The organism is Streptomyces sp. NPDC088246, assembly GCF_044741025.1.
GTDB lineage: Bacteria > Actinomycetota > Actinomycetes > Streptomycetales > Streptomycetaceae > Streptomyces.
The window spans coordinates 66,295-89,314 of record NZ_JBIURV010000013.1; the positions used below are offsets into that span (position 1 = coordinate 66,295).

18 protein-coding genes are annotated in these 23,020 nt (G+C 68.1%); 12 read left to right on the top strand and 6 right to left on the bottom strand.

The genetic code is table 11. The features are described from left to right. The first annotated feature begins 49 nt into the window (after positions 1-49). Positions 50-2,020, top strand: coding sequence for an ATP-dependent DNA helicase (locus tag ACIPEK_RS19505; protein ID WP_401997473.1), 1,971 nt, complete (start codon positions 50-52; stop codon positions 2,018-2,020). An 83-nt stretch (positions 2,021-2,103) separates the two neighbouring features. Here the strand turns inward: ACIPEK_RS19505 and lexA are convergent, their stop codons facing one another. Further along, the gene (lexA, locus tag ACIPEK_RS19510; protein ID WP_383073634.1) at positions 2,104-2,898 is read right to left on the bottom strand and encodes a transcriptional repressor LexA; all 795 of its coding nucleotides are present in this window, start codon (positions 2,896-2,898) and stop codon (positions 2,104-2,106) included. A 534-nt stretch (positions 2,899-3,432) separates the two neighbouring features. On the opposite strand from lexA, the gene nrdR reads away from it, so the two are divergent. Together nrdR and ACIPEK_RS19520 are read left to right on the top strand one after the other, a co-directional pair. After that, positions 3,433-3,945 carry a transcriptional regulator NrdR gene (gene nrdR / locus ACIPEK_RS19515; protein ID WP_093898913.1) on the top strand — a complete coding sequence of 171 codons (513 nt, stop codon included), beginning with the start codon at positions 3,433-3,435 and terminating at the stop codon, positions 3,943-3,945. 162 nt (positions 3,946-4,107) lie between these two features. Further along, positions 4,108-7,011, top strand: coding sequence for a vitamin B12-dependent ribonucleotide reductase (locus tag ACIPEK_RS19520; RefSeq protein WP_401997478.1), 2,904 nt, complete (start codon positions 4,108-4,110; stop codon positions 7,009-7,011). Positions 7,012-7,175: 164 nt separating this feature from the next. On the opposite strand, the gene ACIPEK_RS19525 is transcribed toward ACIPEK_RS19520, so the two are convergent. Then, a complete protein-coding gene (locus ACIPEK_RS19525) occupies positions 7,176-7,712 on the bottom strand; it encodes a TerD family protein (RefSeq protein WP_401997481.1) in 537 nt (178 codons plus the stop codon). Between the two features lie 133 nt (positions 7,713-7,845). Next, positions 7,846-8,802, bottom strand: a complete 957-nt coding sequence (locus tag ACIPEK_RS19530; RefSeq protein WP_401997484.1) for a DUF1152 domain-containing protein — start codon at positions 8,800-8,802, stop codon at positions 7,846-7,848. A gap of 89 nt (positions 8,803-8,891) precedes the next feature. Between ACIPEK_RS19530 and ACIPEK_RS19535 the strand changes: the two genes are divergently transcribed. Then, on the top strand, positions 8,892-9,497 hold the full coding sequence (locus tag ACIPEK_RS19535) for a YdbC family protein (protein WP_266357288.1): 606 nt from the start codon (positions 8,892-8,894) through the stop codon (positions 9,495-9,497). 58 nt (positions 9,498-9,555) lie between these two features. Here ACIPEK_RS19535 and ACIPEK_RS19540 read toward each other — a convergent pair whose 3' ends face one another. Next, the gene (locus tag ACIPEK_RS19540; protein WP_401997488.1) at positions 9,556-10,248 is read right to left on the bottom strand and encodes a TetR/AcrR family transcriptional regulator; all 693 of its coding nucleotides are present in this window, start codon (positions 10,246-10,248) and stop codon (positions 9,556-9,558) included. A gap of 167 nt (positions 10,249-10,415) precedes the next feature. Between ACIPEK_RS19540 and ACIPEK_RS19545 the strand changes: the two genes are divergently transcribed. The 6 genes from ACIPEK_RS19545 (at position 10,416) to ACIPEK_RS19570 (ending at position 17,380) form a co-directional block, all read left to right on the top strand. Beyond that, a complete protein-coding gene (locus tag ACIPEK_RS19545; protein WP_401997492.1) occupies positions 10,416-12,026 on the top strand; it encodes an ABC-F family ATP-binding cassette domain-containing protein in 1,611 nt (536 codons plus the stop codon). Positions 12,027-12,051: 25 nt separating this feature from the next. After that, the gene (locus ACIPEK_RS19550) at positions 12,052-12,711 is read left to right on the top strand and encodes a histidine phosphatase family protein (protein WP_401997495.1); all 660 of its coding nucleotides are present in this window, start codon (positions 12,052-12,054) and stop codon (positions 12,709-12,711) included. A gap of 12 nt (positions 12,712-12,723) precedes the next feature. Continuing rightward, complete coding sequence (locus ACIPEK_RS19555) at positions 12,724-13,626, top strand: ADP-ribosylglycohydrolase family protein (RefSeq protein ID WP_401997498.1); 903 nt, start codon at positions 12,724-12,726, stop codon at positions 13,624-13,626. A 233-nt stretch (positions 13,627-13,859) separates the two neighbouring features. Next, the gene (locus tag ACIPEK_RS19560) at positions 13,860-15,587 is read left to right on the top strand and encodes a DUF4153 domain-containing protein (RefSeq protein ID WP_401997501.1); all 1,728 of its coding nucleotides are present in this window, start codon (positions 13,860-13,862) and stop codon (positions 15,585-15,587) included. Between the two features lie 401 nt (positions 15,588-15,988). Then, positions 15,989-16,699, top strand: a complete 711-nt coding sequence (locus tag ACIPEK_RS19565; protein WP_401997504.1) for a ribonuclease HII — start codon at positions 15,989-15,991, stop codon at positions 16,697-16,699. Between the two features lie 60 nt (positions 16,700-16,759). Further along, positions 16,760-17,380 carry a hypothetical protein gene (locus ACIPEK_RS19570; protein WP_401997507.1) on the top strand — a complete coding sequence of 207 codons (621 nt, stop codon included), beginning with the start codon at positions 16,760-16,762 and terminating at the stop codon, positions 17,378-17,380. Positions 17,381-17,447: 67 nt separating this feature from the next. On the opposite strand, the gene ACIPEK_RS19575 is transcribed toward ACIPEK_RS19570, so the two are convergent. Both ACIPEK_RS19575 and ACIPEK_RS19580 read right to left on the bottom strand, forming a co-directional pair. After that, positions 17,448-18,083 carry a hypothetical protein gene (locus tag ACIPEK_RS19575; RefSeq protein ID WP_401997510.1) on the bottom strand — a complete coding sequence of 212 codons (636 nt, stop codon included), beginning with the start codon at positions 18,081-18,083 and terminating at the stop codon, positions 17,448-17,450. 216 nt (positions 18,084-18,299) lie between these two features. Then, positions 18,300-20,471, bottom strand: a complete 2,172-nt coding sequence (locus ACIPEK_RS19580; protein WP_401997513.1) for a RecQ family ATP-dependent DNA helicase — start codon at positions 20,469-20,471, stop codon at positions 18,300-18,302. A gap of 110 nt (positions 20,472-20,581) precedes the next feature. Between ACIPEK_RS19580 and ACIPEK_RS19585 the strand changes: the two genes are divergently transcribed. Together ACIPEK_RS19585 and ACIPEK_RS19590 are read left to right on the top strand one after the other, a co-directional pair. Next, positions 20,582-21,880, top strand: coding sequence for a DUF4192 domain-containing protein (locus tag ACIPEK_RS19585; protein ID WP_401997516.1), 1,299 nt, complete (start codon positions 20,582-20,584; stop codon positions 21,878-21,880). Between the two features lie 375 nt (positions 21,881-22,255). Then, positions 22,256-23,020, top strand: a complete 765-nt coding sequence (locus tag ACIPEK_RS19590; RefSeq protein ID WP_383073659.1) for an NUDIX domain-containing protein — start codon at positions 22,256-22,258, stop codon at positions 23,018-23,020.

Genomic DNA, 23,020 nt, shown 5'->3' on the forward strand with positions numbered 1-23,020 from the left:
GCCGGGAGTGATCGCCGTTGTCAGTGGTGCCCCGTAGGCTGGTCGGGCTATGACAAAGCCATCCCTCCCCGAGCTCCTCCACGCCGCAGTGACCGCCGTCGGCGGTACGGAACGGCCCGGCCAGGCCGCCATGGCCGAGGCCGTTGCCCAGGCTGTCGACGACAATGCCCATCTGCTCGTCCAGGCCGGCACCGGCACGGGCAAATCCCTCGGCTACCTGGTGCCCGCACTGGCGCACGGGGAGCGCGTCGTGGTGGCGACGGCGACCCTGGCACTGCAGCGTCAGCTCGTGGAGCGCGACCTCCCGCGCACGGTCGACGCCCTGCATCCGTTGCTGCGCCGCCGTCCCCAGTTCGCCATGCTGAAGGGCCGCTCGAACTATCTCTGCCTGCACCGGCTCCATGAAGGCGTGCCCCAGGACGAGGAGGAGGGGCTCTTCGATCAGTTCGAGGCAGCGGCCCCGTCGAGCAAGCTCGGTCAGGATCTGCTTCGGCTGCGGGACTGGTCGGACGAGACCGAGACCGGCGACCGCGACGACCTCACCCCGGGCGTATCCGACCGTGCCTGGGCGCAGATCTCCGTCTCCTCCCGCGAATGCCTGGGCGCCAGCAAGTGTGCGTACGGCGCGGAGTGTTTCGCGGAGCAGGCCCGTGAGCGTGCCAAGCTCGCCGATGTCGTCGTCACCAATCACGCCCTCCTCGCCATCGATGCCATCGAGGGCGCTCCCGTGCTTCCGCAGCATGAGGTACTGATCGTCGACGAGGCCCATGAGCTGGTCTCCAGGGTCACCGGAGTGGCTACCGGCGAGCTCACCCCCGGCCAGGTCAACCGCGCGGTGCGCCGAGCGGCGAAGCTGGTCAACGAGAAGGCCGCTGACGCCCTGCAGACCGCATCGGAGGGCTTCGAGCGAGTGATGGAGCTGGCGCTCCCCGGTCGCCTGGAAGAGGTTCCCGAGGACCTCGGATACGCGCTGCTGGCGCTTCGTGACGCGGCGCGTACGGTAATCTCGGCCCTGGGTGCCACCCGGGACAAGTCCGTCCAGGACGAGGACGCCGTCCGTAAGCAGGCACTCGCATCGGTGGAGACGATTCACGGCGTCGCCGAGCGCATCACCCAGGGCTCGGAGTACGACGTCGTCTGGTACGAGCGTCATGACCGTTTCGGCGCCTCTGTGCGGGTCGCCCCGCTCTCCGTATCCGGACTTCTGCGCGAGAAGCTCTTCGCCGAGCGGTCCGTCGTCCTCACCTCGGCCACGCTCAAGCTCGGTGGGGATTTCAACGGGGTGGGGGCGTCGCTCGGCCTCGCTCCCGAAGGCACTGCGGGCGACGACATTCCGCAGTGGAAGGGACTCGACGTCGGGTCGCCGTTCGACTACCCGAAGCAGGGAATCCTGTACGTCGCCAGGCATCTGGCCACGCCCGGTCGGGAGGGTTCTCGCACCGACATGCTGGATGAACTCGCCGAACTGGTGGAGGCGGCGGGCGGGCGCACCCTCGGGCTGTTCTCGTCCATGCGGGCGGCCCAGGCCGCCGCCGAGGAACTGCGCGGCCGACTCGACAAGCCGATCCTGCTGCAGGGCGAGGAGACCCTCGGAGAGCTGATCAAGAACTTCGCAGCCGATCCCGAGACCTGCCTCTTCGGCACGCTGTCGCTCTGGCAGGGCGTGGATGTGCCCGGGGCCAGCTGCCAGCTGGTGGTCATGGACAGGATTCCGTTCCCACGTCCCGACGACCCGCTGATGAGCGCACGCCAGAAGGCGGTTGAGGAGGCTGGAGGCAATGGATTCATGGCCGTCGCGGCGACGCATGCGGCGCTGCTGATGGCTCAGGGCGCCGGCCGGCTCGTACGGGCCACGGGCGACAAGGGAGTGGTCGCGGTGCTCGATCCGCGGCTGGCCAACGCCCGGTACGGCAGTTATCTGCGAGCCTCGCTGCCCGATTTCTGGTACACCACCGACCGCAACCAGGCGCGCCGCTCACTCGCGGCTATCGACGCGGCGGCCAAGGCCAACGAACAGTAGCCCGCCCCGGGTGCCCGGCGGCACACGCAGGGCCCCGGGATCGGCGCAGTGGATCCCGGGGCCCGGTCGGAACCGGCGAGTCTTCACACTCGCCGCAGCACTGCCACCACCTTGCCGAGAATTGTCGCCTCGTCGCCCGGGATCGGCTGGTACGCGGAGTTGTGCGGGAGCAGCCACACATGGCCGTCCTCCCGCTTGAAGCGCTTGACCGTGGCCTCGCCGTCCAGCATGGCTGCCACGATGTCGCCGTTCTCCGCGACCGGCTGGCGGCGCACGGTGACCCAGTCGCCGTCACAGATCGCCGCCTCGATCATCGAGTCACCGACGACCTTGAGGACGAACAGCTCTCCGTCACCGACCAGCTGGCGGGGGAGCGGGAAGACGTCCTCGACCGATTCCTCGGCGAGGATCGGGCCACCGGCTGCGATCCGGCCGACCAGCGGCACATATGACGCCGCGGGCTTTCCCGTTGTATCGGTGGGCTGCGAGCTGGGCTGGTCCGAACCGCGGACCTCGTACGCCCGCGGGCGATGTGGGTCGCGACGCAGGAAACCCTTGCGCTCCAGGGCCATCAGCTGATGGGCGACGGAGGACGTGCTGGACAGGCCCACCGCCTGACCGATCTCCCGCATCGAGGGCGGGTAGCCACGCCGCTGCACCGAGTCCCGGATCACCTCGATCACTCGCCGCTGCCGGTCCGTGAGCCCCGAGCTGTCCGCCCGGATACCTGGAGGTCGGCCGGGCAACGAGCGCGTCGGGCGCACGGGCTCCGGCCCCTCCGTGTTCGTGACTGAGTCATTCATGGCATGCACCGGCTCGAGTCGGCTCTGGGAGCGGTCCTGGGCAGTGATGGTGGCACTGTCTGCGGTGGTGGTCACGTCGGCCCCTCTCGAATGGTCTCCCTAGCTGGACAACGGTAGTAGCTTTCGAAAGGTTGCGCCAAACACACGTTCGAGTGAAAAACAAATAAAAGTCTGTCATGTGTTCACTGCTGGGTGTATGCGCAATGGCTGGAGCGACCGGGGCCCTGCTTGAGTCCACCTCGTGGACCGACCGGCAATTCGGACTATTACGGTAGCGTTCGCCGGCGTGGCGTCGCCATGCGGGGCGGCCTCTGCGTCGTTGTCCGAGTCTGACAGCAGGAGCCCCGCAATCCTGGCAGCCGCGCGGTTCCCGTAACCTCGTGCTCGGCCGTACGCTGCCTGCGGTCCGCCCGTGATGCGCGACACGCGCTAGGGCTGAATGAGCGGCCAAACCCAAGATCTAGTGGTTGGATTGTTCCGGCCGCCCAGAAGTTGTGGTCCCCCGTCCGCCGGGGGTGCGGCCATCGCCTATGCTTGTGACTGCTTCGAGGGGCCCTGGCGGGCCCTGAAGAGGCTATTCAGTCGTGCTGTGAAGGAGGGTTGAGAGCCATGCACTGCCCCTTCTGCAGGCACCCCGACAGCCGCGTCGTCGACAGTCGCACCACCGATGACGGCACGTCGATCCGCCGTCGCCGTCAGTGCCCCGACTGCTCCCGCCGTTTCACGACGGTGGAGACCTGCTCGCTGATGGTGGTGAAGCGCAGCGGTGTGACCGAACCCTTCAGCCGTACCAAGGTCATCTCCGGCGTGCGCAAGGCATGCCAGGGGCGGCCGGTCACCGAGGACGCCCTCGCCAAGCTCGGCCAGCGGGTCGAGGAGGCGGTGCGTGCCACCGGCAGTGCCGAGCTGACCACCCATGACGTGGGTCTGGCGATCCTCGGCCCCCTGCAGGAACTCGACCTCGTCGCGTACCTGCGTTTCGCGTCCGTCTACCGGGCGTTCGACACACTTGAGGACTTCGAGGCCGCCATCGCGGAACTCCGCGAACGGCGACCTCCCGTGGAGGAGCGCGGGAGGGGCGAGACCCTTGAGGTCCCCGTTCCCGCCGTCGCCGCCGACTGAGCGACACCGGCCGGTCGGCACGGGTCCGTGGATCGGCGACAGGGCGGCTGTATATAGACCCGCTCCGGGTGCTGTGCGTGGCACCCGAAGTATCAGAGACAGACTGTGCCCTGGGAAGTTCTGGGCACTTCAGGGCGTTTTTGCCCACATATGGGAGGCGGCATGACAGAGACGGCGAGCGGCCCGGCACGAGGTTCCCGAGCCAAGGGATCCAAGTCGAGCAAGGGTCTGCGTATCGAGCGCATCCACACCACCCCCGGCGTACACCCGTACGACGAGGTGGCGTGGGAGCGCCGTGACGTCGTCATGACCAACTGGCGCGACGGCTCGATCAACTTCGAGCAGCGTGGCGTCGAGTTCCCCGACTTCTGGTCGGTGAACGCGGTCAACATCGTCACCAGCAAGTACTTCCGCGGGGCCGTCGGCACCCCGCAGCGCGAGACCGGTCTGCGACAGCTCATCGACCGGATCGTGAAGACGTACCGCAAGGCCGGCGAGGACCACGGCTACTTCGCCTCTCCCGCGGACGCCGAGATCTTCGAGCACGAGCTGGCATACGCCCTCCTGCACCAGATCTTCAGCTTCAACTCGCCGGTCTGGTTCAACGTCGGAACGCCCCAGCCGCAGCAGGTCTCCGCCTGCTTCATCCTGGCCGTCGACGACTCCATGGAGTCGATCCTCGACTGGTACAAGGAAGAGGGCATGATCTTCAAGGGCGGTTCCGGCGCCGGCCTGAACCTCTCCCGTATCCGCTCCTCCAAGGAACTGCTGTCCTCCGGGGGCAACGCCTCCGGCCCGGTCTCCTTCATGCGCGGTGCCGACGCCTCCGCCGGAACGATCAAGTCCGGTGGCGCCACCCGACGCGCGGCCAAGATGGTCATTCTCGACGTCGACCACCCCGACATCGAGAACTTCATCGAGACCAAGGTGAAGGAAGAGGAGAAGATCCGCGCCCTGCGCGACGCGGGCTTCGACATGGACCTGGGCGGCGACGACATCACGTCCGTCCAGTACCAGAACGCCAACAACTCGGTCCGTGTGAACGACGAGTTCATGAAGGCCGTCGAGTCCGGCGGCAAGTTCGGGCTGCGCGCCCGGATGACCGGTGACGTCATCGAAGAGGTCGAGGCCAAGTCCCTCTTCCGAAAGATGGCCGAGGCGGCCTGGGCCTGTGCCGACCCGGGCATCCAGTACGACGACACGATCAACCAGTGGCACACCTGCCCGGAGTCCGGCCGGATCAACGGCTCGAACCCCTGCAGCGAGTACATGCACCTGGACAACACCTCGTGCAACCTGGCCTCGCTGAACCTGATGAAGTTCCTCAAGGACGACGGCAAGGGCAACCAGTCCTTCGAGTCCGAGCGCTTCGCCAAGGTCGTCGAGCTGGTCATCACCGCGATGGACATCTCCATCTGCTTCGCCGACTTCCCGACCCAGAAGATCGGCGAGAACACCCGCGCCTTCCGTCAGCTCGGTATCGGTTACGCCAACCTGGGCGCCCTGCTGATGGCGACCGGCCACGCGTACGACAGCGACGGCGGCCGCGCCCTCGCCGGTGCCATCACCTCGCTGATGACCGGCACCTCGTACAAGCGCTCCGCCGAGCTCGCCGCGGTCGTCGGTCCGTACGACGGCTACGCCCGCAACGCCGAGCCGCACCAGCGCGTCATGAAGCAGCACGCCGACGCCAACGCCGCGGCCGTCCACATGGACGACCTGGACAACCCGATCTGGGCCGCCGCGACGGAGGCCTGGCAGGACGTGATCCGCCTCGGCGCGAAGAACGGTTTCCGCAACGCGCAGGCCTCGGTCATCGCCCCGACCGGCACCATCGGTCTCGCGATGTCCTGCGACACCACCGGCCTCGAGCCCGACCTCGCCCTGGTCAAGTTCAAGAAGCTGGTCGGCGGCGGCTCGATGCAGATTGTCAACGGCACCGTCCCGCAGGCCCTGCGCCGCCTGGGCTACCAGGAGGAGCAGATCGAGGCGATCGTCGCCCACATCGCCGAGCACGGCAATGTGATCGACGCCCCCGGTCTGAAGACCGAGCACTACGAGGTCTTCGACTGCGCGATGGGCGAGCGTTCCATCTCCGCGATGGGTCACGTGCGCATGATGGCCGCGATCCAGCCGTGGATCTCCGGTGCACTCTCCAAGACGGTGAACCTGCCGGAGACGGCCACCGTCGAGGACGTCGAAGAGGTCTACTTCGAGGCGTGGAAGATGGGCGTCAAGGCGCTCGCGATCTACCGCGACAACTGCAAGGTCGGCCAGCCCCTCTCCGCGAAGACCAAGGAGAAGGGAAAGTCCGCAGCGGATGCAGTCACGGCCAAGGCCGAGGGGACCATCCGTACCGCGGTCGAGAAGGTCGTCGAGTACCGCCCGGTCCGTAAGCGCCTCCCCAAGGGCCGTCCCGGCATCACCACCTCCTTCACGGTGGGCGGTGCCGAGGGCTACATGACCGCCAATTCCTACCCGGACGACGGTCTCGGCGAGGTCTTCCTGAAGATGTCCAAGCAGGGCTCCACCCTCGCGGGCATGATGGACGCCTTCTCCATCGCAGTCTCGGTCGGTCTGCAGTACGGCGTCCCGCTGGAGACGTACGTCTCGAAGTTCACCAACATGCGCTTCGAACCGGCCGGTATGACGGACGACCCGGATGTGCGGATGGCGCAGTCGATCGTCGACTACATCTTCCGCCGCCTCGCGCTGGACTTCCTGCCCTTCGAGACCCGCTCGGCACTCGGCATCCACTCGGCGGAGGAGCGTCAGCGGCACCTCGACACCGGTTCGTACGAGCCCTCCCTGGAGGACGACGAGCTGGACGTCGAAGGCCTGGCCCAGTCCGCCCCGGTGCGGACGGAGCCCCTGAAGGCGGTGGCCGCCGTGCAGGAGGCCGAGAAGCCGGCCCCGAAGACGGCGCACACCTCGGCGGAGCTCGTCGAGATGCAGCTGGGCATCAGCGCGGACGCGCCGCTCTGTTTCTCCTGCGGTACGAAGATGCAGCGCGCCGGATCCTGCTACATCTGCGAGGGCTGCGGCTCGACCAGCGGTTGTAGCTGACGCCGGGCGCCAGCGCGTGGGACACAACGTCCGACGTAGCCTGCGCGCCCAGCTGATCAGCAGCTCGCACGAAGGGGACCGACCGATGGTCGGTCCCCTTCGTCGTGCCGCAGCTCCTGGGCAGGGACGGGACGTGTGCTGCGTGGACCGCGCCCTGTGACGTGTCACGTTCCGGGCGTACGGTTTCCCATCATTCCGGCGAACGAATCGGGGTCCCCGTCGAAGCCCCGGACCGATCCGTGGAACTCCCAGCCGCCGGCGGTGCCGCGGATGAACTCGGCTACGGTTGCCGCGGTGGCGGTGCCGACCGCGGAGAAGTCGTCCTCCGCGAGATTCGTGTAGCCCTCCCGAATCTGAACGCCGGTGTTCGCTATTTCGGCGAATGTCCTGCGGCCGTCGCGCTGCTGAATGGCGACTCCGACGACGACCCGGGTGTACGTGGTCGACAACCGGTTCAGTTCCAGAGTCATGACCTCGTCGAAACCGAGGCCCTGGCCGGTCCTGCTGTCGCGGTTGAGGGTGATGGTGCCGTCCGGGGACCGGCTGTCGAAGTGCACGAGATATGCAGGGCTGCCGTACGGCGCCTCGGCGAGGTAGGTCGCCGCGATGATGTCGAGGTCATGGGCCGGGGCACCCGGAGGGCTGGGATCCCATTTGAGCCTGACTTCGGCCTTCTCTATGTCCTTGTTGGGCGTGCTCATCGGACTTGCCTCCCTGGCTTGCCGCTGGGCCGTCGTCGGGCTGTTCACACCACCCGATCATGTCCGTAACCGGCCGTGGATCCAACCGGCTTGGCCGTCGGCGACGGAATCGGGCCATTACCGGTTGGGCGGTTCAGTGCGGAATCCGGCGCGGTGGTCTCTGGCGGACCTCTTCCCGGAAGATCTCGATGGCGCTGCTGACCTGTCGGATGAGGTGGGTGTGCTCGATGCGGTCGAGATAGAGGCAGTTGCGGGCCACTCCGTCCAGCTCGAAGGCGAAACAGAGCGTCATCAGAGGGTTGATGAAGAGTTCGCTCCCCCGGGTGCGCAAGGTGAACTGGGCGTCTCCGAAGGCTCCCTGGACTGCTGCGGCAATCGACCCGTTGACGATGCTGGGGTGGTCAGGAGTGTGGTGCTGAGCGTGCGCCACCGCATCGACGAAGAGGGCGCCTTCGCGTGTCGTACGGGATATGGAGAATGCGCCGAGGAAGGAACCGTCGCGTTCGAGGGTGGCGATGTTCTCCAGTACGAGGCCGTGGCTCACCCCGTGATAGGCGTCGATACCGAAGCCGATGGACACAACCAGGCGTTCCGGTACGTCGATTGCGGCGAGTGCCGCGACGCTGGTCAGGTCCTCCTCCGGTGTGCCGAGGCCGGATTCGTCGCCGCGCATCAGGATGTCCGTACCGCCGTCGACCAGGACGACCGCATCGATGTCGTATGTCTGGATCAACGCCCGGTATGCGGCGCGCAGCGGTTGCACGCCCACTCGGGAGAAGGCGTGCACATTGCTCGGGTAGCCGTGCAGGGCGAGCCACTGCGCGAGGGTGCGTTCTGGGAAGTAGGCCTGGTGGAGGGCCGTTTCGGGGGTGACGACGGCGACGTCCGGCGCGAGCCAGGCGTCGACGGGCAGCCCTTCGAGAGCACTGAACGACAGATTGGCGAGCTGGACGTGCTTGCCCTGGTGGAGCAGGGAGAGCGCGATGGGGAGCCCCGCATAGATGTCGAAGCCGCCGCCGGCCCCTGCGACGAGGATGCGTTCTGCGGATTCGAGTCGGGAGAACAGGGAGTTGGTGTGCAATGAGGCCATGGAGATCATTCAGCGATTCACGGCCGTTGATTCGGGCGTACCCCAGCAGAGCGTGACCCGTGCCACGTTCGGCACCGTACGATGGCGCAGTGCTGGTCAAGTGGATTCGTTGCACCGTGGTGGATCGTCGAGGTTTTGAGCGGGGACAGCGAAAGTGGGCGGGGCTGCTGGGTGAGCCGGGGTTCAGGGGACAGGGCGGCGGGTGGAGTCGAGGGCGTCCGGAAGTGGCCCACGTCTTTGCTTTCTGGGAGAACCGCGTCTTCTACGACTCGTTCATGGCGCGGGCGCACGACCGACTGGCTGCCGAGCAGTCCGGCACGTACAGCAGCATCCAGGTCAAGCTGTTCGAGTACCGCTTCGATGTGAAGACCGGCTTTGAGCCCCGCTTCACCGATGCGGATGTTGTCAGGGTGGCACACAGCAAGGTGCACGAGGACCGGGTCGAGCATTTCGCATTGATGCAGGAGCGGGTGTGGAATCCGGCAATGGCCGGATCACCGGGCATGCTGCGAGGGGTGTTCGGGGAGGCGCCGGGGCACGAGTTCCTCGTGTTGTCCATGTGGCAGTCGAGTGCCGAGCGTGGCAAGTATCGGGCGGGGAGCATCGAGCGGCTGACTCAACGGGCGCGGACCGAGGACGATGTGGCGGCGGTGGCGGGAGACGTCGTGCAGCTTGAGCCGTCCTGGACGGTGTGATCGGCCGACACGGATCGGTGTGGCGGGGACGGTGCGCCGGGGGCGATTCGGCTGCTGATCATGCAGGTTCGGCCGAGATGGACGGAGTGCTGAAGACGCCCGCTCGGGCAGCTGCCAGGGCTGCGTCGGCAGCCCGGTCGGCCAGCGTCTCGTCGACGGGCTCGCGGGTGATGAACAGCCTGAAGAACAAGGGCGAGGCTACGGCTCTGACCAGCGTTCCCGCGTCCGTGTGCCGGTCCAGTTCGTTGCGAGCGACGGCGCGCGCGACGATCACCTCGCAGCGGGCGAACCGCTCCGAGTAGAAGGCGCTCAGTGCTTCGGCGGCGCGCTGGGACTGGAAGGCCGCGGCGATGAACGCGGTCGGTGCGGCCGCTGCGGCAGGGTCCGTGAAGGCGTCGGCTGTCGTGTGCGCAAGGGCGCGCAGATCTCCCTCCAGGCTTCCGGTGTCGGGCGGTGTCCAGCTGTCCTCTCCAGCCAGGTCCAGGGCGTCCACGACGAGCCCTTCGAGGTTTCCCCAGCGGCGGTAGAGGGTGGTCTTGTGGACGCCGGAATGCTCCGCGACGTACTCGACGGTGAGGCCTGGGTAGCCGTGCTCGACCAGGCCGGTGAGGACGGCATCCCGAACCGCCGCGCGGGTGCGAGCGGTGCGACCGCCCGGGCGGCGGGTGCCGGGGGCGGGCGGGGCTGCCGGAACGTCGGTCTCCGGGGTGGCTTCCTGCCCGGCCTCCCCGACGGCTCCTTGTCCAGTCAATGGCTACTCCTGTTGCGTTAGTGCGGTCCAGTCTGCCACACTCGGCTTAATGCGACATAGATTGCGTTTATTCGCGGTCGTGAGGCGGAGCGGAGCTCTTCCCCGTCGTTCCCTGCCGGTCGCCGCTGTTTCCGTTGTCTGTTGGTTGTCCGCGTCCGGAGGCACCCTTGCCCACACAGATCTCTCTGCACGCCGTGACCGTGTCCCGCGGTGAAAGGCTGTTGCTCGACGATGTCTCGCTGGCCGTGCGCCCAGGTGAGCGGATCGGCATCGTAGGGGAGAACGGCGCGGGGAAGACGACGCTGCTTCGCCTGCTCGCAGGCCTCGAATCGCCCACTTCCGGTCGTGCGTTCACAGCTGGCGGCCGCGGCACGGGTCTGCTGGCCCAGACTCCACGGCTGCCGCCCGACAGTACGGTCCAGGACACGATCGACGACGCCCTCGCGGAACTGCGCGCCACGGAACAGAAGTTGCGGGAAGCCGAGGCGGAGCTCGGCACGGCCGACAGCGCCGGGCTGGCTGCCTACGGAGACTTGCTCACGGCGTTCGAGCTGCGCGGGGGATATGAAGCGGACGCGCGCGTCGAGAAGGCGATGCATGGCCTCGGCCTGGCGCACGTACAGCCGGTCAGGAGGCTCGGCAGTCTCTCCGGTGGTGAGCAGGCGCGGCTCGGCATCGCCTGCCTGATAGCGGCGTCCCCCGAGGTGGTGCTGCTCGACGAACCCACCAATCACTTGGACGGAGCCGCTCTCGAATGGCTGGAAAGTGCCCTGCTGTCCCATTCCGGCACGGTGATCGCCGTGTCCCACGACCGGATCTTCTTGGAACGCGTGGCCACAGCAGTCCTGGAGGTCGACTCCGACCGCCGGACGGTTGTGCGCTACGGCGGTGGATATGCGGGATTCCGGACGGAGCAGAACGCAGCGCGGCGGCGCTGGGAGCAGTCCTATGCGCAGTGGTGCGAAGAGACGGCACAACTGGAGGAGTACACGGCGACCACGGCTCACAGTGTCGCGGCCGGCCGCACCATCAAGGACAACAACAAGATGGCGTACGACCGGGCTGCGGGCCGGGTCCAGGCCTCGGTGTCCGGGCGGATCCGCAATGCTCGCAAGCGTCTGGAGCGTCTGAAGGAGGAGCCTGTCCCCAGGCCGCCGGACCCGTTGCGCTTCACCGCTCGGCCCACGGCCGGCGCGACCGAAGGGGAACTGGTGTCCCTGACGGACATACGGGTCGGTGATCGGCTCGCAGTTGACCGGCTCTGCGTGGCGGGAGGCGACAGACTGCTGATTCACGGCGGCAACGGAGCAGGGAAATCCACTCTGCTCCGCGTCATGGCGGGCGTACTCGAACCGGACGCGGGCCGAGTGGTCCGGCGGGGTGGAATCGGCTATCTCGCGCAGGAAATACCCATGCACCGCCCAGTGGAGCATGTGCTTGCGGCATTCGGCCGAGGACTGGCGCTCACCGAGGAAGAGCAGGCGGAACTGCTGCTCTCGTACGGACTGTTCCGGTCCCGGGATCTCCAGGTGCCGGTTGGATCGCTTTCCGCGGGGCAGCGCAGACGGCTTGCCCTCGCCCGTCTGCTGGCCCGGCCCGCGGACCTGCTGCTGCTCGACGAGCCCGCGAATCATCTGGCACTCGGACTCGTGCAGGAGCTGGAAGAAGCTCTGACCCTCTGGCAGGGCGCGCTGGTGGTGGTCTCCCACGACCGGCTGCTGCGTCGCCGCTTCACCGGCGACATCCGTCGGATGGAGTCCGGACAACTGCTCGAATGAGCCGCAGCCGATCTAGGGTCACTACATGGCACGACCGCAACGCATTGTCCTCGTCCGGCACGGGGAGTCCGAGGGCAACGCCGATGACACGGTGTACGAGCGTGAGCCGGACCATGCGCTGAGGCTCACCGCCACAGGGCTGCGGCAGGCCAGGGAGACGGGCGTGCGGCTGCGCGAGCTGTTCGACGGCGAGCGGGTCAGCGTGTACGTCTCGCCCTATCGCCGCACGCACGAGACGTTCAGGTCCTTCGGGCTGGACCTTGAGCGGGTGCGTGTGAGGGAGGAGCCGCGGCTGCGGGAGCAGGACTGGGGGAACTGGCAGGACCGGGACGACGTGAGGCTGCAGAAGGCATACCGGGATGCGTACGGTCACTTCTTCTACCGCTTCGCGCAGGGAGAGTCCGGGGCCGATGTGTACGACAGGGTCGGGGCCTTTCTGGAGAGTCTGCACCGCAGCTTCGAAGCCCCCGACCACCCGCCGAATGTTCTGCTGGTCACGCACGGACTGACCATGCGTTTGTTCTGCATGCGCTGGTTCCACTGGTCGGTGGCAGAGTTCGAGTCACTGTCCAATCCGGGCAATGGGGAGACCCGGACGCTCATACTCGGAGGGGACGGGCGCTACACCCTTGACCGGCCGTTCGAGCGGTGGCGTACCCCTGAGCCGTACGGCATCACCGGATAGAGTGGAGGGGCGATGACAACCGCTGACTCTGCTTCCGACCAACGTTTCGAACGCGCCCTCGCCAGCCTGCGAGGGCTGTCCGTGGGGGACGCACTGGGTTCCCAGTTCTTTGTGCCCGCCAACTATCCACTGCTGAAGCAGCGCGAACTCCCACCCGGCCCCTGGCAGTGGACGGACGACACCGAGATGGCCTCGTCGGTGCTGGCCGTGCTGGTGGGTCACGAGCGAATCGATCAGGACGCGCTCGCTCGTTCCTTCGCCGAGCATCATGACTTCGACCGAGGATACGGCCCGGCCGTGAACCGGCTGCTCAGGCTGGTACGGGAAGGCGGCGACTGGCGGGAGCTGGCGTCGGCACTGTTCAAGGGCCAGGGCTCCTGGGGCAACGGCTCGGCGATGCGCATTGCGCCGCTCGGCGCCTGGTACGCGGACGATCCGGAGCAGGCCACACACCAGGCCGAGATCTCCTCGTACCCCACGCACCAGCATCGCGAGGCGGTCGTGGGCGCGATGGCGGTTGCGGCCGCAGCCTCTCTGGCGGCGGCGACCGCGGGACCACCCACTCCGACAGAGCTCCTCGACGGCGTGATCGCGCTCGTACCGCGCAGCGCGGTCGGTGCCGGACTGCGCCGGGCACGCGACATGCTCGACTACGGCGATGCCGGGACGGTCGCCGCGGTCCTCGGCAACGGCCGACGTACCAGTGCGCATGACACCGTTCCGTTCGCCCTCTGGTCGGCGGCACGGAGCCTTGGCGATTTCGAGCAGGCTTTCTGGCTGACGGCCCAAGCGGGCGGCGACGTCGACACGACCTGTGCGATCGTCGGAGGGATCGTCGCAGCGGGCAAGACGGGCGCACCGCCTGCCGACTGGTCGGCACAGACGGAAGAGCTGCCGGACTGGCTCCCGCGATAGTCCGAAGGCGACGACGGCGCCGCCCACGATGCCGCCGCGTCAGTTGGGCCACCCCACTGTCACGGTACTGCCACAGCCCTTCCTCACGCGGTCGCAGACAGTAAGGGGAAGCTACTCTTTCGGCCACGCCGCCCTCGGTGATCATCCTGACGGGTGTGCACCGAAATGAGACGCCGGAGTGCCTCCGCGCTGCCCAGCGGCCGTGCATGCAGACCCCGGTGGGGAGGGGGCCCATGTCCGATCACACGTCAGAAACGCCCCGGCCGGAAGATGTCCCCGAGCGGTCCGAACCGTCGGGTCAGGCCGGGACGTCCGATCCGACCGCATTGTCGAAGGCTCCGCTGCCGGAACATCGCGGAAACGCTGCCGAGCCGCCGAAAGTGCCGGCGTACGCGCAACAGGGCAGGCAACAGCATCTGCCCAACCTCTGGCAGCCAGGCAGCAAACCCCAGGCGTCGGCGCTCTTGCGACTGCGCCCGGCCAGGCCCGCCATCATCCGGAGCGCGACGCTCTACTCGGTCCTCGCCACCGCGATGCTGAGCGCCCTGCTGCTGGGGGACGGCCTCGGCCTGAATCTGCTGATCGTCGCGGTCCCCGCAGCGCTCGCGGCCTTCTTCGCCGCACAGGCGGCCGGTCGCCGCCTCCGCCCATGGACAACTGTCTGGGCGGTCGGAGGCCTGGCGCTCCTTGCCATCCCGGCCCTCCGGGACGCCGGGTGGCCCACCTTCCTCGCCGTTGTGTCGGCCGTCGCACTGGGCTCACTCGCCCTGCACGGCAGCCGCAGCTGGCTCGGGGTGTTTCTCGGCTCGCTGGGCCTGTTCAGCTCCATCGCCGACGGTCTGGCCTGGGGCGGGCGAGGCGTGCGCGAGCGGATGGCGGGCTCCCGAGGCCGGTTGGGCGTGGTATTTCGCACCACCGCGGTGGCGGTCGTCCTGCTCATCGTGTTCGGGGCACTGTTCGCAAGCGCCGATGCCGCCTTCGCCGATGTGCTCGGCAACCTGATCCCCGATGTGTCGGTCGGTGGCAGCCCGTGGCGGTTGTTTCTCTTCGCCGTCGGCCTGATCGGTGCGCTCGCCGCCGCGTACACCGCAGCCGCCCCGGTGCGCTGGGACGGCATCGCCGTTCGTCCGGGGAAGGCACGCGGGCGGCTGGAATGGGCCCTGCCGCTCATTGTGCTGAATCTGCTGTTCGCCGTCTTCATCGCCATCCAGCTCACTGTGCTGCTCGGCGGATACGACAAGGTGATGGGAGAGACGGATCTCAGCTACTACTCCCAGTACGCCCGGCAGGGTTTCTGGCAGCTTCTCTGGGCCACACTCCTCACGCTGCTGGTGATCGCACTCGCCCTGCGCTGGGCCCCTCGCGGACGGGGGAGCGACCGCACTCTCGTCCGGAGCGTGCTCGGCGTGCTCTGCCTGCTGACCCTCATCGTCGTGGCGTCCGCGCTGAGGCGCATGGACCTGTACGTCGATGCGTACGGTCTGACGCGGCTGCGAATATCCGTGGCTGCGGTGGAACTCTGGCTGGGCGTGGTGCTCGTCCTGATCATGGCAGCCGGAGCCTTCGGCGCCCGCCTGCTGCCGCGAGCCGTGGCTGCGAGCGCAGCCTTCGCCGTGCTCGCGTTCGGACTGATCTCGCCCGACGGGCTGGTCGCGGAGCAGAACGTTCAGCGGTACCGCAACGACCACTCGATCGACATCGACTACCTCCGGGGCCTGTCGGCCGACGCCGTACCCGCCCTGGACACACTGCCAGAGCCGCTCCGCTCCTGTGCCCTCATGGATATTGAACGGTCGCTGCGAGACTCCGACGATCCCTGGTACGCCACCAGCTGGGGCGAGGCGCGGGCCCAGGACATTCTGAGAAAGCGGAGTTCGAGCGATCTGGCGCAGGCATGCAACGCTTCGCGTACGAGCAGCGGAGGCAGCGATCGCGGTGGTGACGAAGACGATCCGTACTGACGTGGACTGAGCCGCACAGGTGCAGGCCGAGCGACCGCGGTGCGGCCTGCACCTGCTGTGTGTGTGGGGGGCCGCGGCGGCGCGGCCAATGCTCTGAGCGAGAGGAAGAAGGTCCGCCGCCTCGGCTCGGCGCTGCGTTCCGTGCTTCACGAATGCGATGCAGTCGCTGCTGAGCCCCTCAGCTGGTGATCCTCAGTCGCGTTTTCCTGGCGTCGGCACAACCCTTCGTGAGCACCGGCTTCGTACGCACAGCTCCTTCGGACGCATGTACCGCAGCAAACTGAACGCTGGGTCCCATGACCGTGCCACAGTCCGCTCTGTGGCTCGGTGTGCGGCCGGGGCGGCCGTCGGGCGCCCCGGGGTGTTGTCGGCGTCCCCATCGGCGTACGCTGACAGGCGCCATGCCGTACGAACCACCCACGCACACCGTCGAGCGCTCCTTGCGCGCTACCACTGGTGCCAAGACCGTCGCCGGTGTCGACGAGGTCGGACGCGGAGCGTGGGCGGGTCCGGTCACTGTGTGTGCGGCCGTCACCGGCCTTCGCAGACCTCCCGCCGGACTCACCGACTCCAAGCTGATCAGTCCCAAGCGCCGCGCGGAGCTGGCCCCGTTGCTGGAGCGCTGGGTCACCGCGTTCGGTCTGGGTGATGCCTCTCCGCAGGAGATCGACGACCTGGGGATGACGGCTGCACTGCGCCTCGCCGCTGTGCGCGCTCTCGAAGCCCTGCCGGTGAGGCCCGACGCGGTGATACTCGATGGCAAACACGACTACCTGGGACGGCCGTGGCAGGTCCGCACAGTGATCAAGGGCGACCAGTCCTGTATCGCGGTCGCTGCTGCTTCGGTGATTGCGAAGGTCCGACGGGACACGAAGATGGCCGAACTGGGCGCGGATTCCGGCGAGTACGCCGACTTCGCCTTCGGTGCCAACGCCGGTTACCCGTCGCCCGTGCACAGGGCCGCGCTGGAGGAGTGGGGACCCACACCCCACCACCGCCTCTCGTGGTCCTACCTCGACGCGCTGCCCAGGTGGCAGCACCTCAAGAAGGTCCGCTTCTCCGCCGAGGCGGCTGCACTGGAAAGCGGGGGCCAACTCGGCTTCGACTTCTGATCGCGCACATGTACCCACCCGCTGATGCCTTGCGTGTCGGCGTTTGATAGACAACCACCCATGCCTCTCATCCCCGAGGAGCCTCAGATTCACGAGAGCGTCCAGGGTCCCCGCGTCTCTCCGGCCGCAGGCCGCACCGCGTCGACCCCCCGTCCTGTACCCGGTCCGCGTTCAGCGGCCATGCCGCGCCCCGGTCGCCCGGGACCCGGCCCCGCGCGGCCCGCGCCCCCGGCGCAGCGTCCGCACTCCACCTCCGGCCAGCCGCAGGCGGCCCGGCCGGAGAATCGTTCCGCAACGCAGATCCAGCTGATCCCCGCCTCGGCTGCCGGCGCACTCGACGCTGCCGACGAAGCGGTGGATCTGCTGCTCGACTCCGGACGCGCACCAGGCGACATCCTGGTGCTCACCACCGGTGAGCAGCACCCGTGGGCAGTGCACGAACTCTCCTTCGGTGAGGCCGCCTACTGGGCGCAGCACGAAGCCGGCGACGACGTCTTCTTCGCCGGTGCCGCAGCCACGGAGCGGGTGAAGCCCCGCCCCGTGGTGATCGTCGCCGTCAACGGCGACAGCGGTGACGTCATTGACGGCGCACTGTCCGGTGCGCGGGAACGCGCTGGTGCCCTGCTGATCGTGTGCGGGGACCCGCAGCGGATCAACGCGGTGCTCGGCGCCGGCGTCTGATCCGTTGGGGACACAGGGCCGTGGTGACCCGGCTGCCCGACAGGGCGGCCGGGTCCGCAACCACGGGTCAGCGTGCCGCGGTGCGTCGCAGCGCCTGAGCCGCACCGCCGCCGGTGCGCAGCGGGACCGGATCGTGGTCGAGCGATATGTCGGCAAGAGCGAACGGCTGTGATGTCGAGCTGGGCCGACGTCCGCCCCGGCCCTCGCCCAGCACCTGCCAGCCGCCGCGGGTCAGTGTGATGTACGCGCCGCACCGAAGGCCGTGCAATGTGCAGGCGTCGCGCAGGCCCCACATCCACGCTCCATCCTCCTCCGTCCAACGCTCGTCCCCCTCACGGCAGTAGAGCAGTACTGCGGTACGGGCAGGTGTGCGGCGGCGCAGGTCGTGCGGGATGACCTGCCGCAGATGCGCCAGCAGCGCGTTGCGGAACTCCCAGCCGTCTGCGGCTATGGAGCGGCTGGCGAACGAGGCGCTGGCCGTGAGGCGTTCCTCATGGTCGAGTACGGCGACGACAGCCGTCGCCGGGGTCGGCCGGTGCCGGGCGTGCAGGCCGCTGACAACCTCGCGGGGGCTGCGCAGCAACGGTATGCCCGCTTCGGCCCACTCGGCCGGTTCGAGCATCCTGGCAAGGCGGTTGGCGGAATCGGCAGATGCCGAGGACGCCGACATCGAAGCGGCGGACGGAGCGAATCCGAAGGTCATGATCCTCCCTTCGCATACGCACCCACGGTGCGGACAGGGTCGGGTGAGGGCGCACCGCGGCACGGCCCTTCCGGGCCGCGAAAGGGCCGTGCGGGGAGCGGCCCAATTCTTGCTGGCGTATCGGCAGGCGGCAACGAGCAATTGGCGCAGCTGACGGGAATCAGCCGGAATGACTCTGATATCCCTGCCCACGCCGTGCCTGGATGACGCCTCCTGTCACGCCTGAACGGCAAGGACCAGCGGAAACACTCCCTGCGCCCCGGCCCGACGCAGCAACCGCGCGGCCACGGCCAGTGTCCAGCCGGTATCCGAGAGATCGTCCACAAGCAGCACGGGACCGCCCGCCGTGGCCAAGGCGTCGGCCAGCTCGGGCTCCACGACCAGTGCTTCGTGCAGAGCCCGGACCCGCTGTGCGCTGTTGGTCTGCGAGATCCGTGCCCCGGCGGCCGCCGGGGCGTAGGCGACGCTGCCGAGCAGGGGCATCCGGCCGACCTCGGCGATGCGGCTGCCGAGTGACTGGATGAACTGAGGCTTGCTGCGCGAGGCGATGGTGACCACCCCGACCGGTCGGGGCGCGGCGTCCTCGGCACCGGATGCCCAGCCCCCGGGCCCCTTGGCCCAGTCGGCCAGCACGCTCACCACCGCGTTGGTCACGTCGTCCGGCACGGGGGCATCCGGTGTCTGCGCCGCCAGCATCGGGCGCAGCCGGTTGCCCCAGCCGATGTCGGAGAGCCGGCCCAGTGCGCGGCCGGTGAACGACACTTCTCCGGCAGGAATACGGCCCTTGAGATCAATGCCCACGGCGGCGAGACCGGTCGGCCACATCTTGCGGGGCTCCACCTCCACGCCGGGCCTGCCGAGCTCGCCCCGCGCACCGTCCAGGGCCACATCGGACACGTGGTCGTCGAAGCGGGCTCCCGCGCAGTTGTCGCAGCGCCCGCACACGGTTGCCTGCTCGTCGTCCAACTGGCGGCGCAAAAACTCCATCCGGCAGCCGGTCGTCGTCGCGTAATCGCGCATCGCCTGCTGCTCAGAGGCCCGTTGGCGGGCCACCCAGGCGTAGCGCTCGGAGTCGTACACCCAAGACTCACCCGTGGCGATCCAGCCGCCCTTGACCCGCCTGACCGCGCCATCGACATCGAGCACCTTGAGCATGGTCTCCAGCCGGGTGCGTCTCAGGTCGACCAACGGCTCCAGAGCCGGCAGCGAAAGTGGACGGCCGGCCTGGGCGAGAGCATCGATCGTCCGCCGGACCTGCTCCTCGGGAGGGAAGGCAACCGATGCAAAGTACTGCCAGATCGCCTCGTCCTCCTTGCCCGGGAGCAGCAGCACCTCCGCATGCTCGACACCGCGGCCCGCGCGTCCCACCTGCTGGTAGTAGGCGATGGGGGAGGAAGGCGAGCCGAGATGAATGACAAAACCCAGGTCGGGCTTGTCGAATCCCATGCCCAGCGCGGACGTTGCCACCAGGGCCTTGACACGGTTGGCAAGGAGGTCGTCCTCGGCCTGCTGACGATCGGCATTCTCGGTGCGGCCGGTGTAGGACGCCACCGTGTGCCCGCACTGGCGCAGATATGTGGTGATCTCCTCGGCCGCCGCGACTGTTAGCGTGTAGATGATCCCCGAGCCGGGGAGTTCCTTGAGATGATCGCCCAGCCAGGCCAGCCGATGCGCGGCATTGGGCAGTTGAAGAACGCTGAGGCTGAGGCTCTCACGGTCCAGCGGGCCACGCAGTACGAGCGCATCCGTACCCGCGCCGGTTCCCAGTTGCTCAGCAACATCCGCGGTCACCCGTGCGTTCGCGGTGGCGGTGGTCGCCAGCACGGGTACGCCGGCAGGCAGGTCGGCCAACATGGTCCGCAGACGTCGGTAGTCGGGCCGGAAGTCATGGCCCCAGTCGGAAATGCAGTGCGCCTCGTCGACCACGAGCAGCCCGGTCGCGGCGGCAAGCCGGGGCAGGACCTGATCCCGGAAATCGGGATTGTTGAGCCGCTCGGGGCTGACCAGCAGCACATCCACCTCCCCGGCCGCCACCTCGGCCTGAACGGTGTCCCACTCCTCGGTGTTGGACGAATTGATCGTGCGGGCGCTGATTCCGGCCCGAGCCGCTGCCGCGACCTGGTTACGCATCAATGCCAGCAGCGGCGACACGATCACGGTCGGTCCACTGCCCTGCGCACGGAGCAGCGACGTCGCGACGAAGTACACGGCGGACTTGCCCCAGCCGGTTCGCTGGACGACCAAGGCTCTGCGTTTGTCGGCGACGAGAGCCTCGATGGCCCGCCACTGGTCCTCCCGCAGCCGTGCAGCGCCTGAGGTGTCCCCGACGAGTCGGGCAAGTACGGAATCGGCTGAAGCCCTGAGCTCTGCGCGGTCTGCGTTGGTCATGCCCCCATGCAACCCGATGGCTACGACAAACCGCGAACGGCCCCGCTGTCCTGTGGATAAAGTTATCCACAGGGGTCGCGGAATTTGGCCGCCCGCGGGACGGTCATGCCATGAACCAGCACCACGAATCCACCGGTCCGGCCGACGAGCAGCAGATCACTCTGCGGGGGCCTGCCGAACTCGCCGATGCCCTCCCTTATCTCATGGGGTTCCACCCGAACGACAGCGTGGTCATGGTCGCCCTGCACGGCGGCAGGGGCCGTTTCGGCGGGCGGCTCAGGCTCGGCATCCCGCAGTCACCGCAAGAATGGCCACCCGTCGCCGAGCAGCTTGCCGAGAGCCTGATCAAGGGGAGTGAGCGGCGTGGGGAGCGCCCTGACGCGATCGTCATCTTCCTCTGCCAGGATCCTGCCGAAGGTGAGAGCGGCAGTCAGATCATGGAGCGGCTGAAGCCCCTTGCCCAGCGTCTGCGTACGGCCTGCGGTGCGTTCGACGTACCCGTACTCGAAGCGCTCTGCATCTCTGCCGGCCGGTACTGGTCGTACTGCTGCCCGGACGAGCGTTGCTGCCCGGTCGAAGGAAACCAGTTGGCTCTGCCCGGCACCTCGGTGATGGCGGCTGCCGCCGCATACGCGGGCATTCAGGTGCGCGGAACACTTCGGGAGATGGAGGCCAGGCTCGCACCCCTGAAAACGACGGCGGCTGCAGAACAGCAACGGGCACTCGACTCGGCCGGGGCCGAGCTGGTGCCGAAGATTCTCGACGAGATGGGACGCAAGGACGTGGCCCGAGGGACCTTGGGGCTTGCCCGGAGGCTCATGAAACGCCTCAGGGAGGCCCCGGTTACGGTGTCCTCCGCGTCGGACATCAATGACGACCGGCTGATCAGCCATGACGAGGCCGCTGCGGTGATCCTCGGTCTGCAGGACCGGGAAACCCGTGACAAGGCCGCCGAATGGATGGAAGGGCCCGTAGCCGATTCCGCGTTGCGACTCTGGCGGGCGCTGTCCCGTCGCTGCGTCGCACCGTACGAGGAGCACGCCGCGGCGCCGCTGACCCTGGCCGGGTGGGTTTCCTGGTCGACGGGCGATGAACCGGGCGCACGGGTCGCGCTGGGTCTCGCCCTGCGGGTGGATCCCGGGTACACCTTTGCTCAACTTCTCCATGAGGCGTGCAACCAAGGCCTTGATCCGGAGACGCTGCGTCGCTGTCTACGGGGGGAGCGCAGTGCTCGTTCGGGCCGTCGTGGCCACCGTACGGACCGGAGCACGCGGTCCCGCACGGCACGCCCGACCGCCGCACGGCGAAGGAAGACCCCATCCGGCTCCGCCCGTCCCGAAACAGCAACCACCCGACGCCGGCCAGGGCAAGCATCCCCCAGCCGTCGCGGGTCCAGGAGCGGTCGATGACCCTCGTGCTTTGTCGCTCCGCCCCTGACGAAGGCCGGCAGCGCCCGGGTTGTCGTCGTTGACGGCCGTCGCCGGAGGCTGTGAGGGCGGCCGGTGCTTCGTACGACACCGGTTTGAGGGTGTACACGGCCCACTGTGGTGAAGTCGGTGCCGACTCAAAGGCCAGCTGCGGTTCGACCCTCATGCTGCGGGGGCGGCCGGCAGGAGTCGCCATGGTGCGCGGACTCGGTGATCTCCAGGGCGTCCATGACCGGCGCCCTGGAGATCACCGGCCGGTGAGCGGGCCGGGACCACAGCGAGGAATCTGGCGGCATGACGGACGAAGAGCACGGCGAAGGGAGTGTTTATCGTCAGGCAGACGACTATGATCACCGCATGCCGCCCTACGACCCGTCGACCTTCCCGCCCTTCGCTGTCACCGTCGACCTGGTCGTGCTCACGGTGCGCCGTCATGCGCTCTGCGCGCTGGTGGTACGCCGCGGTGAGCCGCCGTTCCAGGGCCGATGGGCGCTGCCCGGCGGGTTCGTCAAAGCCGATGAGGATCTCGGAGCCGCAGCAGCGCGCGAGCTCGTCGAGGAGACCGGCCTGTGCGCCCAGGATCCCGCAGCCCCGGCGGTGGGCAACGGCGCCCATCTCGAACAGCTCGCCACCTACGGCGACCCCGGGCGTGACCCCAGGATGAGGGTTGTCAGCGTTGCTCACCTCGCTCTGGCCCCTGATCTTCCGGCCCCCCGGGCAGGCGGCGATGCGAACAGTGCGCGTTGGGCGCCCGTTGTGGATCTGCTCGGACCGGAGGGTGGCTTCGGCCATGAGGGCGAAAACCAGGCCCCACTGGCCTTCGACCATGCGCAGATCCTTGCCGACGGCGTCGAACGGGCGCGTTCCAAGATCGAGTACTCCTCCCTGGCCACCGCTTTCTGCCCGCCGGCTTTCACGGTCGGTGAGCTTCGGAGGGTGTACGAGGCGGTGTGGGGCGTGGTTCTCGACCCGCGGAACTTTCACCGCAAGGTGACAGGTACGCCCGGCTTCCTGGTGCCTGCCGGCGGGACGACTACTCGGCAGGGCGGCCGCCCTGCCCAGCTCTTCCGGGCCGGTGCGGCCACGGTACTCAACCCGCCGATGCTGAGGCCAGAAGTCTGA